The 13752-nt window shown below is 52.6% G+C and carries 14 protein-coding genes and 1 pseudogene; 8 read left to right on the forward strand and 7 right to left on the reverse strand.

The features are described 5' to 3' along the window. The first annotated feature begins 618 nt into the window (after positions 1-618). Positions 619-3117: a phosphotransferase gene (locus RUM8411_RS07065; protein WP_085821967.1), complete on the forward strand. Its 2499-nt coding sequence runs from the start codon at positions 619-621 to the stop codon at positions 3115-3117. Between the two features lie 99 nt (positions 3118-3216). Here RUM8411_RS07065 and RUM8411_RS07070 read toward each other — a convergent pair whose 3' ends face one another. Further along, positions 3217-4143: a DMT family transporter gene (locus RUM8411_RS07070; RefSeq protein ID WP_159453860.1), complete on the reverse strand. Its 927-nt coding sequence runs from the start codon at positions 4141-4143 to the stop codon at positions 3217-3219. A gap of 199 nt (positions 4144-4342) precedes the next feature. Here RUM8411_RS07070 and RUM8411_RS22950 point away from each other — a divergent pair, with 199 nt between their 5' ends. The 3 genes and pseudogenes from RUM8411_RS22950 to RUM8411_RS22960 all read left to right on the forward strand — a co-directional run. After that, positions 4343-4669 carry an IS110 family transposase gene (locus RUM8411_RS22950; RefSeq protein WP_234995150.1) on the forward strand — a complete coding sequence of 109 codons (327 nt, stop codon included), beginning with the start codon at positions 4343-4345 and terminating at the stop codon, positions 4667-4669. 51 nt (positions 4670-4720) lie between these two features. Beyond that, positions 4721-5017: a hypothetical protein gene (locus RUM8411_RS22955; protein WP_234995151.1), complete on the forward strand. Its 297-nt coding sequence runs from the start codon at positions 4721-4723 to the stop codon at positions 5015-5017. A gap of 154 nt (positions 5018-5171) precedes the next feature. Beyond that, positions 5172-5273 (forward strand): annotated as a pseudogene (locus tag RUM8411_RS22960) (IS6 family transposase); the annotation flags it as partial. A 207-nt stretch (positions 5274-5480) separates the two neighbouring features. On the opposite strand, the gene RUM8411_RS07080 reads toward RUM8411_RS22960, so the two are convergent. After that, a complete protein-coding gene (locus RUM8411_RS07080) occupies positions 5481-6368 on the reverse strand; it encodes a LysR substrate-binding domain-containing protein (protein ID WP_200818542.1) in 888 nt (295 codons plus the stop codon). 110 nt (positions 6369-6478) lie between these two features. Between RUM8411_RS07080 and RUM8411_RS07085 the strand changes: the two genes are divergently transcribed. Next, the gene (locus RUM8411_RS07085) at positions 6479-7375 is read left to right on the forward strand and encodes a DMT family transporter (protein WP_085821970.1); all 897 of its coding nucleotides are present in this window, start codon (positions 6479-6481) and stop codon (positions 7373-7375) included. 276 nt (positions 7376-7651) lie between these two features. After that, positions 7652-8545: a DMT family transporter gene (locus RUM8411_RS07090; RefSeq protein WP_085821971.1), complete on the forward strand. Its 894-nt coding sequence runs from the start codon at positions 7652-7654 to the stop codon at positions 8543-8545. Positions 8546-8575: 30 nt separating this feature from the next. Here RUM8411_RS07090 and RUM8411_RS07095 read toward each other — a convergent pair whose 3' ends face one another. From RUM8411_RS07095 to RUM8411_RS07105, 4 genes are read right to left on the reverse strand one after another with little or no spacing between them, the layout of a single operon-like run. Further along, positions 8576-9073 carry a methylated-DNA--[protein]-cysteine S-methyltransferase gene (locus RUM8411_RS07095; protein WP_085821972.1) on the reverse strand — a complete coding sequence of 166 codons (498 nt, stop codon included), beginning with the start codon at positions 9071-9073 and terminating at the stop codon, positions 8576-8578. Further along, complete coding sequence (locus RUM8411_RS22965) at positions 9070-9366, reverse strand: helix-turn-helix transcriptional regulator (protein WP_306372825.1); 297 nt, start codon at positions 9364-9366, stop codon at positions 9070-9072. The genes RUM8411_RS07095 and RUM8411_RS22965 overlap by 4 nt, the downstream gene beginning before the upstream one ends. A gap of 18 nt (positions 9367-9384) precedes the next feature. Further along, on the reverse strand, positions 9385-9777 hold the full coding sequence (locus RUM8411_RS23190; protein WP_306372826.1) for an Ada metal-binding domain-containing protein: 393 nt from the start codon (positions 9775-9777) through the stop codon (positions 9385-9387). Beyond that, positions 9737-10456, reverse strand: coding sequence for a LysR family transcriptional regulator (locus RUM8411_RS07105; RefSeq protein ID WP_085821973.1), 720 nt, complete (start codon positions 10454-10456; stop codon positions 9737-9739). Before RUM8411_RS07105 ends, RUM8411_RS23190 begins: the two co-directional genes overlap by 41 nt. 218 nt (positions 10457-10674) lie before the next feature. Between RUM8411_RS07105 and RUM8411_RS07110 the strand changes: the two genes are divergently transcribed. Together RUM8411_RS07110 and RUM8411_RS07115 are read left to right on the forward strand one after the other, a co-directional pair. Further along, complete coding sequence (locus RUM8411_RS07110) at positions 10675-11706, forward strand: permease (RefSeq protein WP_085822031.1); 1032 nt, start codon at positions 10675-10677, stop codon at positions 11704-11706. A 71-nt stretch (positions 11707-11777) separates the two neighbouring features. Continuing rightward, positions 11778-12653, forward strand: a complete 876-nt coding sequence (locus tag RUM8411_RS07115; RefSeq protein ID WP_159453861.1) for a DMT family transporter — start codon at positions 11778-11780, stop codon at positions 12651-12653. Between the two features lie 26 nt (positions 12654-12679). On the opposite strand, the gene RUM8411_RS07120 is transcribed toward RUM8411_RS07115, so the two are convergent. Then, positions 12680-13681, reverse strand: a complete 1002-nt coding sequence (locus RUM8411_RS07120; protein WP_200818543.1) for a GlxA family transcriptional regulator — start codon at positions 13679-13681, stop codon at positions 12680-12682. Positions 13682-13752: the final 71 nt, after the last annotated feature.

Raw genomic sequence — 13752 nt, forward strand, 5'->3', positions numbered from 1 at the left:
CTTCCGATGAGATCAACATGGGAGCCGCGCTTTGCTGGAAAATGCGGCGAAGTTTACAATTTTGTAAGCTGACGATCCCGCGCATTACTATCCAACATTAGGTCGATATCTAGCGGGCGAGCCACATATTCGTTTTCCAATCCTGAGTTTTGGCGAATTTTTCACGTTGCAGCGAACTTCTTGGAAACAGGCTGCGACTGCGGATATGTGCCCAGGCGCTTCAAGTTGGCTCTGGGCCGCCCGCTAAAGTTTGCAAAGTCAGCTTTCTGCGCGTTGCTGTCATTGGGGCGTCGCGCAGCATCGGTCAAAGTGGGCTCTGAGCCGACCTCGGGGTCGGCGCAGCATCCACAAACTCATGCCGCCATGGCATATCGAGGACGGCCCATTGTGGACCTTGGCCTTACCTTCAAGATGCTGCGGTCGCCGCTCGCTTTGCCGTCATTCGCTGCAAGCGCGAACTTCGGGCTCTTACTGGGAAGGTCAAGCTGTCGCGCAGAAAGATCTGACCGGTGGATCCAAACAACTTGGTTCACACGTTTGCTTGTGTATCATGCAAAAGAACAGTTCCGCCGCGCAGAATTACACAGTCCTTGGCGGTACTTCTGCGGAGTGTTGTTAATGTCCGCCATCGATGATCTCTCTTGGCCGGAAGCCTACAAAGAGCTTCTACCACTGATAACTGACCGCTGGTCGGTAAAAGGTGAAATTTACTTTCACCAACGGCTAAGTGCAGGCAAGTCTGGCGCTCTTGTCTTTATAGTAGACATTACATGCGATGCCTTCAGTGGTCAGGCCATTCTCAAACTTGACGCCCTTCCCGATCCAGAATGGCAAGAAAAGACCGAAAACCAAAGACACCTCGAGGCGTTCGAAGCAATACCAGTATTCGGATCCAAACACCTGGCTCGCATCGTCAACTCGCTGGAACATGAAGGCAAGATCGCGATCCTTTCAACGGTCGTGGCGCAAGGACTTGAGTATTCTCTTCCTTGGAACGACTGTGGCTACGAACTGGCCTTGAACGTTCTCCAACGGCTCTCGCGAAGCCTACTTGATGACTGGAATTCTGACTACCAGATGGCACCGGGAATGCAGTCGCCTCGGGAAATGCTTTCCGGTTGGCTAGGTTACAGACTGGATCCTGAGGAAAGTCGATTACACCGGTTCCTGTCCGATGTTTGCGGCCATGATCCGAACGAGCGTTGCCTTATGTTTGAAGGACATTGGTACCCAAACCCATTGACATTTGCCTGCAACGAGGACTTGCCAAGCCGCCTAAGCATCCGAGCGGCCAAAGGCCGACTGCATGGAGATCTTCACGGTTACAATGTCCTGGTACGATCACATCAAAGCAGTGACCCAGAATATTATCTGATTGATCTGGCGCTGTACGAAGATAATCAGTTCCTGTTTTATGATCACGCGTATTTCGAGTTGGCTTACTTGTTGGCGAGACGCGGAAACTGCGTGCCAGCTCAATGGGATGCCATCCTTGATGATCTCGGGCTCTTTCACTCAAAACACCACACGTTGGGACTTTGGCAGGATGACGTTGGGATCGTAGAGTTCGTCAGAACTCTGCGGCGTGGGGTGATGAGCTGGGTTGAACGCCACGAAAGCCATCGGCTAAGTTTTATGGAAAGCCAATATTTGTTGGCCCGCGTCGCAGTGGGCCTTAACTTCGCAAACAAGCAGATCGGCGATGGTGCTCGTGGCCACGCTTTCCTATATGCAGCACACAATCTCAAAGACTATATGACGCTCAACAATGTTGATTGGCCGCGGCACGGACCGGTGTTCCACTTCCCGACAACGCATGAATCTTTGTCCGGTTTTCAAACTGAAACCGAAACGCTTGCACCAAAGACTGAACTGCCAGCCGAAAAAGAACGTCTGTTCGATCGTATGGTCACTCAACTTCCGGCACCGCAAAAACCCGTAATTGCAGTATTGCCGTTCGACGACCTCAGTCGACAAGGCGATGGCAATGGCTTTGTGGCTGGCATCAACCAGGAGCTTGTTACCGAACTTGCGAAGGTGGATTGGCTGTCGGTGGTTTCACCTACTTCGACAAAACTACTCAAGGATGCTTCATTATCCGGCGAAGAAATCGCGCAACGCGTCGGGGCACATTATTTGGTAGAGGGTAGTGTGCGCCATGACGACCAGCGCGTTCGCGTTACCGCCCATCTGGTAGATACGTCGAATGGGCATGACCTTTGGGCCGATCGCCTGGATCACAAAATTGAGGATGTCTTTTCCTTGCAAGAGGAAATCGCCGCGGCCGTCGTCGGGCATATCGACTGGGAACTGCGGTTCGACTTGCGAGAGCAAGCCCGTCTGAAACGTGGTGAGGTCAATGTATGGGATAGGGTTCAAAAAGCTCTGTGGCATCTGTTCAAGTTCACCGACGAAGATACTCAAAAGGCAAATGACATTTTATCCAAGACTATCGACATGACGCCGGACTATGCGCTTGCGCATGCCGTCATGGCAAATGCCGAGCTTCGAAAGCTGTTTTTCACCCAGGTTGATGACCGCAAAGGGGCAAAGGAACGTGCACTCTATCACGCAGAGCGCGCTGTTGCCCTGGATGAACACAGTAGTTTTGCCCATGCCACCCTCGCCCGGGCATATACTGTGTACAACCGATACGATGCTGCAATCGCAGAGGCAGAACTTGCAGTCAGTCTCAACCCAAGCGCAGCAAACGCTCACCTGGTTCTTGGGTACACTCAGCTTGTAAATGGACAGGCGAAACGGGCACTGTCGCATTTTGAGACGGCAACCCGGTTTGGACCGTCCGGACCGTACTTCAAGGTCAAATTGTTATCAAAAGCCATGTGCCTCTACCTCCTTGATAATCTGGAACAAGCTGAAGCCTGCGCAAGAACAGCATTGGAAGGTAGATCCGTTGGCCCATTCGGGCACTATGTATTGGCGGTAATTATGATACGACAACACCGCATAGAAGGGGCAAGGCAGATAGTCTATCAGAGCAAAGAGATTTACCCCGCCATGACATGTTCGCGCGTCCGCCTGGCATTCGAGAACTTTCAACAACGTGATCTTGACAGGTTTGTCAGTGATCTTCAGAAAGCTGGCTTGCCGGATTGATTATCGTCTCTGGCAGTTTGTGCAGCGCGGCTGGGTATTTCAATTCAAAACGCGCCATCCAAATCGATGCCAATCCCCTAGTCTCTGGCAACATGTGCATCAATGAGGCGGATGGTCCGCAGCGGTTGGTCGAAGATGCAACTGGGTTGCGATCAGAACTCCACCGATAATCAGCACGCCGCCGACGACTTGATAGAGCTGAAGGTTCATGCCCCTTAGGGCCACGGCTTCGACCGTAACGAGTATCGGCACGAGATATGCAAACAAGGAAGCCGTCGACGCACCAACTTCGTTTGTACCGAAATTGAGCATGTGGAGGTAGATGGCACCCATGCCAACTCCAATAAAGAGAATAGAGCCCCAGACCTGCCAAGAGTAGTCTAATGGTTGAAGTTTGCCTACTTCGTGAATCACAACAAACGGCAGTAGGACGATAATGCCAACAACGAATATAACGAACAAGCCTTCATCAGGCTTAGGGTGCATGTTCCATTTCTTAAGAAGAACTAAGTAGAACCCTCGGCAGGCATTGGAGGCGATCATCAACAGGAAGGCGAGATGCGGGTCGAAATTGATTAGGTTTGAGAATTCACCGCGAAATGCAAAAACCAGTGCGCCAACGAGGGCGATCACAACACCCAGATACTGAACAAGCAGCAACCGCTCACCGAGCAATAGTGCCGAAAACAATATCGTCAGTAAGGGTACGCTGGTGTAACCGGCCCCAAGATCTATGAGATCATTTGAGCGGAGCGCAGAATAAACAAACCAAGGTGTGGCGACCACGCCAATGCAAGCAAGGGCTGTAATACGGAGCCAACTGCCCTTGAAATGCTGGAACGGGTGGCCCTGTCCCCTCAGAACAAGCGGCAACACAAATATTGCTGCAATCAGGCAGCGCCAAAATGTCAGTGCAACCGGATGAACTTCATTGACGGCCAGATTACCGCACAAGAAGTTCCCGGCACTGATCAACATTGCAAGTAACAAAGCTCCGTAGGCCAACGCAGGTTTATTCACTTTCATGATTGCATCAGAGCATGACCGGCTTTTTAAACATAGCATCAATCGATGTGGCTCTTACGTGTATACCGCCGGGTGACGCTTAGATCGCGTCAACCTCGTCGTTAAAGTCGGCCCCAAGCATGCGTAATTGGGCTGACCCTGTTCTGAGGTCGAGCTCCCGATAGGATCACGGGAGATCTGTGAACAAGGGAGAAATACGATGGAATTTTTTGCCGGACTGGATGTATCGCTGCGATCATGTGCGTTATGTATTGTGGATAGCAAAGGCGCCACCGTTCTTGAGCGCGAGTTGGTTTGCAATGTTGATGAGATCACCGCTTTTTTGAAGAGCTTCGGGCGTCCTGTTGTTAGGATCGGGTTCGAGGCGGGCACGATGAGTCAGCATCTGTTTTTTGGCTTAACGAATGAGGGTTTCGACGTCGTTTGCATGGAGGCTCGTCAGGTCAATGCTGCTCTGTCGGCGATGCGCAACAAGACAGACAAGAACGATGCCCGAGGGATTGCGCAGATATTGCGGACAGGTTAGTTCAGCCCGGTTCACATGAAGAGCCGAGAGGCGCACGGAACGCGCGCTTTGTTGAGCTGCCGCAAAGCCCTGCTCAACAAGACGATTGATTTAGCGAATGAGATGCGTGGGCTACTGAAGATCTTCGGACTTCGTCTGCCCAAGACTATCCAACATGGCAGCTTCGATGATGTCGTGCGCCCGCTGATTGAAGTCGATGAGGTATTGGCACACGCCATGCTGCCGCTGCTGGATGCCCGCCGCGCAAAATACAAACACTATCTTGCTTTGGACCGGCGGGTTAAGCGCAAACAACACCAAAAAATTCTTGCAATGGTCCCAGCGTGTGGTGGGTTGGATCGACATTGAAACGGTGCGGTTCGTTTGTCCAGATTTTGCAGATGTATTCGAAGGGGGTTAACCTGCTGGGTAAAGCAGCCGGTACATCCCATTAGCCGACCTTGGACGCACGTTCGGGATGCTGCAGTCGCAGCCCACTTAGCGGCCATTCCCTTCGCGCAGATCGGCGACGCTAGCAGGCATCGAGGTTTCGCACATGATCCGCAAGGGGCAATTCACACCCGGACTCTGCCCATTTCAGCAGTTCGCTGAGCTCGCAGCCTGACTCCCGAGCAATTGCTGAAACTGCTCGGCGGGCTCAAAACTTTGCAACAGAACCATGCATGTCGCTGAACCGGCCGTTGGCGGGCATAAAGTTGGCTCGACCCGAATCCGTACTTTCGTCACAACAATTTCTGGCAAGCGAGATGCAGCATAGAGCGGCCGTTTACTTCAGAGTTCTGAATGTTGGGATGCGATCTGAAGTACCCAATTAAACCAATTCGCCCTTTATCCAATCTAAAACTTCTGATGTTCCAGGTTTCGGCTTCCAACCTTTGGGTTTGTAAACACCGAAGCTGTCCGGAACACTCACTAGTTCATTGAAGGGTCTGACCAGCGCACCGGACCCCAGGAGTCGTTCGCTCGCACGTTTCCAGCCCAAAGCTATTCCATGCCCCTCGATTGCGGCCTGCATCATCAGCGGATAGCTGTCATAAACTTCGCCGTTGTTTTGTACATGTATTTCAGCGCCAACCCGCTCGAACCATCTGTCCCAATCCAGCCAATCCGGCGGCGAGCCGCTGTGATGAAGCAGTCGATAATCCTGCAATCTTTCGAACGAAACGGGTTCGGCCAGCCTTTCAAGATATTTCGGGCTGCAAATAGGGAAGACATCATCTGGGACAGCAAATGCCAACTCGCCATTACTGCAGTCGCGCCCGACCGTCTGTAACGCTAGATCAAATCGTTCCGTTGTCTCGGTCATCGGGCGGGTGGATGTGATCAGCCGCACCCCGATGTCAGGATGCTTTTGATAGAATTCCGACAGGCGGGGCATCAGCCAATAGAGCCCTTCGCAAAGCTGCGAGCGCAACAGGACCTCGCCACCATCGCGAGTATGGCGAAGCTCGTGCGAATGGTTGGCGACCGCCTGCAGAGACTGTGTGAGGGTTTGGCTGAACGCACGGCCCTCTTCCGTCAGATAGACTGCGCGATTGCGGCGCTCGAACATCTGCGTGCCTAGATGATCTTCCAACGCGCGTATCTGGCGGCTGATGGCCGCCTGTGTCAGGCCAAGCTCTTCTCCGGCCTTGGTGATGCTGCCGAGCCGTGCCGCCGCTTCAAACGGCAGGAGGGACGCCAGAGGTGGGAGGACCATTCTGAGATTTCTCATAACTCAGAGTAATGCGATTGAGATGAGAAGTAAATTTTCTGACGTAATTTGTACCTTTAGAACTGATCTTACGCCAAAATGGGAAATCCCAGGTAATGCAAAGTGCGGCAGGTATATCAAAAGACAACACCCCATTGGCTGTGGTCGTCATAGTGTTGACGGTTTTTGCATTGTCCCTGGGTGACGCCTTGATCAAACTAACCAGCGTGGGCCTGGTTCTATGGCAGATTTTCGTGCTGCGTTCTCTGATGGCGGTGCCGGTATTGCTGGCGGCCTGGACGTTCAGGTTTCGTCATGTTCCTCTACGGCCCGTCTCGATTGGCTGGAGTTTTCTGCGCAGCTTCATGCTCGCAGTGATGTGGGTCGTCTATTACGCGTCCCTACCACATCTGGAGTTTTCCATCGCAGCGGCGAGCTATTACACGCTCCCGATATTCATCACGCTTTTTTCCGCCTTTCTTGTTGGCGAGAAAGTTTCCAGACTTGGCTGGGTAGCGGTACTCCTCGGGTTTTCCGGAGTAGCACTCATCCTGAGACCGACGGCAAATCAGTTTAATGCTTACGCTCTTTTGCCGATCATCTCGGCCATCCTCTATGCTCTGTCGATGATCCTGACTCGCACCAAATGCCAGCAGGAACACCCGCTAATTTTGGCGATCGTACTGAATATCGCTTTCATATTGGTGGGACTGGCCGGCCCGGTCCTGCTGCCCACCTTTGACGCCCCGTTTCTTTCAGAGAAATGGGTTCACATCGGTGCGGCCGAAGCCTTGGCCTTTGGGCTGTTCACGATCATCATCCTGATCGGAGGCGTTGGCACTGCCATTGCCTATCAATATGGGCGGTCTTTCGTCGTTTCGACCTTTGATTTCGCCTATGTCGGGTTTGCCGTAATATGGGGGATACTCTTTTTCAACGAAATCCCTGACTTGGTGACGATTTCCGGCATTTTGATGATTGTTGGGGCAGGAACTTTGGCGGTTCGAAAATGATGGGCCAGATTGGGATGTGGTTTGGGTTTGTGTCCGGGGGCAATTTTGAAACTCCAGTACTGGAACTTGTGTGACACGAACTCGGGCAGCCTGGACCGGACATTCGAAACTCTAAAGCAAATGGCAGCAAGGTAGGGTTTGGCGCGAGAAAACAAAGCTGAAACAGAATCGCCTCCAATTCCCTTTTGACATGATCAGGTCCTAAAGAGGCCAGCCTGACGTGCTCTGAGCCCGTACATCTTCCTCAAGTCAAATTAGGAAGACGTGCAAATGAGAATGATGGTTGTGGATTGGGGGCTGCTTGGGTTTCTGTCGATATTATGGGGTGGTACGTTCTTTTTCACTTCAATAGCTGTGGGTGAACTTCCACCCCTGACGGTTGTTTTTCTGCGGGTAAGCATCGCAGCTTTGGCCTTGTTCATCTACCTTGGGATGAGAGGCAATACATTGCCTAGAAACAGGCAGGTGTGGAAGGCATTCCTGACGATGGGGTTTCTGAACAATGTAGTCCCGTTCAGCCTGTTCTTCTGGGCGCAAACGACCATACCGGGCGGTCTGGCATCCATCGCAAATGCCGCTACTCCGGTTTTTTCCATAACGGTTGCACATTTCATGCTGGCCGATGAAAAGTTCACTGCGAACAAGTTCTTTGGCGTTGTATTGGCCTTGATTGGTGTCGGTTTTTTGTTTGGAAAAGAGGTTTCATCCGGAGCCAGCGTTGCTACACTTGGTCTCTTGGCCTGTCTGACGGCGGCTCTTTGTCAAGGTTTCTCAGTTGTGTACGGTCGACGGTTCAACGCGCTAGGATTGTCCAGCTCGGTGAGTGCACTGGGTCAGCTCGTTGCAACGACCGTCATCATGTTACCGGTAATTTTGTTGGTCGATCATCCTTGGGCATTGGCTACGCCCAGTATTGCCGCCGTGGGTTCGATTGCAGGAATGGCGCTTTTTTCAACTGCTTTGGCCTACATGATATTTTTCCACCTCCTCGCAACAGCGGGTGCTGTGAATGCCTCACTTGTCACGCTTCTGATCCCTGTCAGTGCAATACTGCTTGGGACCGGGTTTCTGGGCGAAGTGTTGGCCACGACACATTTTGTCGGGTTGGCTTTGATTTCATGCGGATTGCTGGTGATTGATGGGCGGGTACTTCAAGTCGGACGCGCATAGTGGTCATGTTTTTACGCCGCAAAGTGAGTTCTAAAGAAACTCTTTCGAAGAATCTTCCAAATCTAACAAAAAGCGTTTTGTGTCGATGCCCCCACCAAAACCCGTCAACTTCCCGGTTGATCCGACTACCCGATGGCAGGGAATAATGATGGGTATCGGATTAGATCCGTTTGCCGCCCCAACAGCGCGGCTGGCCCTAGGCGTTCCCAGATTCTCCGCCAGTCCACCGTAGGTCCGTGTCGCGCCAAAAGGAATCTCTTTAAGCAATCTCCAAACGCGTTTCTGAAAATCCGTACCATGCAGGGTCAATGGAAAATCGAACACCGCAAGGGACCCTGAAAAATATGACGACAACTGTACTTTCACGGCGCTAAAGTGAGCGTCGGACAAGGTCCACTCTGGCTGGGGTCCAAATGCTTTGTGCCCGCCGGGAAAACTCAGGAAATGGAGTGATGTCTGATCGCCCGCCAAAAGGAGCTGTCCGACGGGGCTGTCGAAATATGTATAATACAGTGGAATATTCTTCATGCTTTGGGCTTTCGGATGGACGAAGGTGAACGTCCATAAAGTTCTAGGAATGCTGCATTAAATCTGCGGACGCTGCCAAAGCCTGACTGAAAAGCAATTTCCGTGATTGGAAGCGAACTGTCATTCAGCAGACGTTTGGCCCGTTGGATACGAACGGTCTTTGCAACCTGCATCGGTGATGCTTTTACATGCTTTGAAAATAATCGGCTGAGGTGGCGCGGGCCAACACCCAACTTCTCTGCCAGCTTTCCTACCGTACCGTTGTCGAGTGCGCCGCCTTCAATCAAGCGCAACGCACGAGTGACAGTTGTTTATGTTCCATTCCACGCTGGTGAAAATGGTGCAGTTTCAGGTCTGCATCTCAGGCAAGGACGATATCCTGCTTTCTCCGCCGCTGCCGCCGTTGGGTAGTAGCTGACGTTTTTGGTCAGTGGGTGTTTTACAGGGCAGACTGGGCGGCAATAGATTTTTGTTGTCCGAACTGCGGTGAAAAACACGCCATCGAAGCTTGGGTCGCGCCTGAGTCGCGCGGCATTGCAAGTTTCAAAGTCTAGCATCAGAAAACGATAGCTGTTCAAGCCACGGTGCACGAGCCATGGCAGGTGATTGAGTCCGAAATCGACCAATTCTTGCTTCGAATTTGCATAAGTAAGCGAAGTAGGGTCAGGTGCCAAAGGCATTTCGGATTGTCTGACACATCGCATCGCAGATCGGCCCGTTGGCTTGTTCTGCCCTTTGCAACACAAGGAAAGTCGAACTGCTAACTGGGAGGTGCGGAAGTGGCCGCACTCCATCGATATCATCCGACGAACTTAGCAAACCCGCCGCAATCCCTGCCTGAACTGCAGATCGAACACCGACCGCACTCTCGCTGGAGAATATCACTTGATAATTCTGTCCTAGTTCTTCTAATTCAGATAGCGCCAGATCGCGCCACCAGCAATCGCGATCAAATAGAGCAATTGGCAAGGAGTCGGCCTCAGACAGATCGCTATCTTGAGCACACATCCATACCAAGTGATCCTCACGCAAGACTTCATCGCGGTCATTGGGACGCTGCACTTCGTGGATTGCCAGGTCGAGATCTCCGTTCCTTAGCGCGGCCTCAAATTTGAAACCAAACGCGCACTGCACCTCAAGCTCAACATCTGGGTGAAGGGCTGCAAATTCAGAGATGATACCAGTCAACTCGTGGCGACTGTGATCATCGGTCATTCCGATACGAAGTTTGCCCTTCAACCCGCCACCACGCAGTTCGGTCAGAGTGGCGTCCAGAGACCGTACAACGCTGCGGGCAACGGGATACGATTTTTCTCCGACAATTGTCAGCGTGACACCGCGGCCATGGCGGCGAAAAACCGGCTGTCCAATGACCTCTTCCAATTGTCTGATCTGAAGGCTTGTCGCGGATTATGAACGTCCAATTCGGTCTACCCCGCCCGTCATACTCCCGGCCTCATTGATGGCGAGGAAAGTTCGAAGGTGGTCGCTGCTCAAATGTGCCAAGATATTCATTTTTCCGATGGTTGATTCTCAATTTACTCGTTTCTCAAATACCTGTCCAGCGCCCATACTCTGTTCTTAAGAAACAGGAGATCGTTATGTCTGTCATGGAAATCGTTCAAAGTTCGCGACCTAGAATAAGACATGTCTATGGTTTGACGGGTCTTGCCCTTGCCATTCTGATCATCCGTGCCCCAGCATATGCACTGGAAGTAGCGCAGTTTGTTACACTCGGTTTGATTCATGTCGCGCCGCTGGTCGTTCCCGGCATCTTGCTTGCCGCCTGGATTACGGCCAGTGGCGCAAGCCGTCATGTGGCAAAGGTTTTTCACGGTCGCCCTGTCTACACCGTGATTGGCGCCACCGTTGTAGGGGCATTTCTGCCGGTATGTGGCGTAACGGTCTTGCCTCTGATGGCTGGGTTACTTGCAGCCGGTGTTCCTCTGGCACCTGTCATGGCCTTCTGGTTAGCCTCGCCCATCACCGGCCCTGCTTTGCTGTCCGCAACGGCGGCAACACTTGGTTGGGAATTTGCCATCGGCAAAGCTCTTGCCGCCATTGGGTTGGGTCTTTTCGGGGGTGGCATGACTGCACTGTTTGCTAACCAAACATGGTCCAAATCACCGTTGCGCACCAACAAGATTGTAGGATCATTGGGTGGGCAATGTGTCGCTGGAAAAACCTGTGGTCTGGATTTTGATCTGAGATTCTGGCGCGACCCTTTCCGACGGCAACAATTCTTGCGGGAGTGCTGGTCGATCACCCGGATGATCCTTCTGGTACTCGCCCCAGCATTTGCGGCTGAGCACATTCTGAATGATTGGCTGGAGCCCAATGCAGTGGCTGACTACGTGGGTCGTGACAGCGCCTTTGCCGTGCCCCTTGCGGTCATTGTCGGCGGCCCGGCCTACATCGATGGCTATGCCGCATTGCCGCTTACGCGAGCCCTTTTGGAGCACGGGATGTCGTCCAGTGCCGCCATGGCATTTCTCGTCTCCGGTGGCGTTGTCAGCATATGGGGTGCAATGGCAATCTTTCCCGTGCTGAAGCTGAAACCATTCCTGCTTTATCTGGTGTTGGCCGCTGTCGGCTCCATGATCTCAGGTTGGGTATTCGGTGCATTTTTCTGAGGCCTCTGCCCAAGACGGTCCAGCCAACATCTGGCTGGACCGTTCAGACATTCATCGGGGAAGGACGCAAGTTGGAGACAGCCAATGGCAAAATCAAAGGGGCAATCTGGATTCTGATAGCCGCGTTTTGCTTTGCCCTGATGAATGCGCTGGCCAAGGAAATTCCGCAGACAGATGGGGGGGGCATTCCGGTCCTTCAATTGGCTTTGGCGCGATATGCAGTGGCCGCTTTGGTTTTGTTGCCGCTTGTTCTGAGCCGCAAATCACATTGGAAACCAACTCATCCAGAACGGTATTTTGTCAGAACCATCGCCGGGTTTGGTGGAATTGTGTTGATGTTTGTCGCGGTGAATTTTGTTCCATTGGCAGCAGCAACGGCGATCGGGTTTACCAGCCCCATCTTCGCAATGTTGTTTGCAGCATGGTTTCTGTCAGAACGCATGAACAGACGCCGTTGGGCAATCGGTTGCCTAGGCCTCATAGGGGCCATTGTGATAGCCGCGCCAGAAGGATCCGGCGTATCATGGGCGGGGCTGATCCCGTTTGCCGCCGCCATATTCATGGGTGCCGAAGTCACATCAATCAAATGGCTCAGCCAGTCGCGAGATCACGCCATCACCATCATCTTCTACAGCAATCTGGCCGGGGCACTGCTGGCCCTGATTGGGGCTTTCCCTGTTTGGGTCGAGCCGACCTTGCATCAACTGGGCTTGTTGACACTATTGGGTACGGTCGCGGTGATCGGTCAATTCTGCGTCCTGCGCGGTGCGCGGCTGGCAGAGGCGAGCTTTCTGGCACCGCTTTTCTATGCATCTCTGGTCTATTCTGCTCTGCTCGGTTTTGTATTTTTTGCAGAAGTGCCCGCGCTGACCACTGTCATCGGATGTCTGATTATCTTGTCTTGCGCATTCCTGCTGACCAGAGAAGGCAGAACGCAAAAGGCCTGACGTGTATTCGCGGAAACGGTGGCTCGCTATTCGACGAGTGCTTCGCCAAATGTTTCGCGATAGGCCATTGGCGACGTGCCAACATGGCGATGGAAGGCTCGCCTAAGACGTTGTTCATCGATGAACCCTGTGTTCAACGCAATTTCTGCCAAAGATCGATGACTTTTTACCAGCATGCGTTTGGCTGCATTGACCCGCATCATCTCGACTGTTTTTGCGGGAGTGACACCAATGCTGTCTTTGTATTTTCGCGCAAAATTGCGCGGGCTCATAGCCAGTCGTTCTGCCAGTGTCGTCACGCTGAGGTCACTTTGAAGGTGCCCCGCGATCCAGGCATGAAGATCGGCGAACAGACCGCCCGCCTCTGCCGCTTGGATTGTCAGGATATCACTGAACTGCGATTGCCCACCGGGGCGCTTGAAGAACACCACAAGAGTCTGTGCGACCTGCATCGCGGCCTCGTGCCCCATGTCTTCTTGAATCATGGCAAGTGCCAGATCGATGCCTGCTGTCACCCCGGCGGAAGACCAGACATTTCCATGTCGGATAAAGAGGGGGTCTCGTTTTACCTGAATGTTTGGGAACCGGTTCTGCAGTTCTTCAACGTGCCGCCAATGGGTTGTGGCGCTCAACCCGTCCAGCAATCCAGCCGCAGCGATCAGAAAAGTTCCCATGCAAGTTGAGGCAACACGTCTGCTGTCAAACTTGCGCTGTTTGATCCATTCCACAAGACTGTCTTGCTCAACAGCGTCAAAAACACCGTCACCACCCGCTATGATGAGTGTGTCGATTGGAATCTCTGCAGCTTGTTCCAGCGAAACACTGCCCAACTCCACCATACAATCTGTAGTGATCATTCCGCCCTCAGGGGAGGCGACAACCACGTCATAGATGCGCTCGCGCTGTGCGGCTTCGGTGTTGTTGGCGCTCGAAAAGGCCTGGATCGGCCCGGTGACATCCAAAAGCGTAACACCGGGATAGATCACAAACACAACGCGTTTGATGCCGGAGTTGCTGCTCCTATCCATGTTGTCTGTTTTTGATCGCATGTTGTCATTTAAGCCAAACCTTCGGAACTGTAAATCCTTCTAACGGCACT

Source organism: Ruegeria meonggei, assembly GCF_900172215.1.
Lineage (GTDB): Bacteria > Pseudomonadota > Alphaproteobacteria > Rhodobacterales > Rhodobacteraceae > Ruegeria > Ruegeria meonggei.

Coding starts and splice junctions, on each gene's coding strand:
- RUM8411_RS22950 (WP_234995150.1), top strand. CDS start 4,343: ATGGAATTTTTTGCCGGACTGGATGTATCGCTGCGATCATGTGCGTTA.
- RUM8411_RS07070 (WP_159453860.1), bottom strand. CDS start 4,143: ATGAAAGTGAATAAACCTGCGTTGGCCTACGGAGCTTTGTTACTTGCA.
- RUM8411_RS07090 (WP_085821971.1), top strand. CDS start 7,652: ATGATGGTTGTGGATTGGGGGCTGCTTGGGTTTCTGTCGATATTATGG.
- RUM8411_RS07065 (WP_085821967.1), top strand. CDS start 619: ATGTCCGCCATCGATGATCTCTCTTGGCCGGAAGCCTACAAAGAGCTT.
- RUM8411_RS07085 (WP_085821970.1), top strand. CDS start 6,479: ATGCAAAGTGCGGCAGGTATATCAAAAGACAACACCCCATTGGCTGTG.
- RUM8411_RS07120 (WP_200818543.1), bottom strand. CDS start 13,681: ATGGATAGGAGCAGCAACTCCGGCATCAAACGCGTTGTGTTTGTGATC.
- RUM8411_RS07095 (WP_085821972.1), bottom strand. CDS start 9,073: ATGAAGAATATTCCACTGTATTATACATATTTCGACAGCCCCGTCGGA.
- RUM8411_RS23190 (WP_306372826.1), bottom strand. CDS start 9,777: ATGCGATGTGTCAGACAATCCGAAATGCCTTTGGCACCTGACCCTACT.
- RUM8411_RS07110 (WP_085822031.1), top strand. CDS start 10,675: ATGTCTGTCATGGAAATCGTTCAAAGTTCGCGACCTAGAATAAGACAT.
- RUM8411_RS07080 (WP_200818542.1), bottom strand. CDS start 6,368: ATGGTCCTCCCACCTCTGGCGTCCCTCCTGCCGTTTGAAGCGGCGGCA.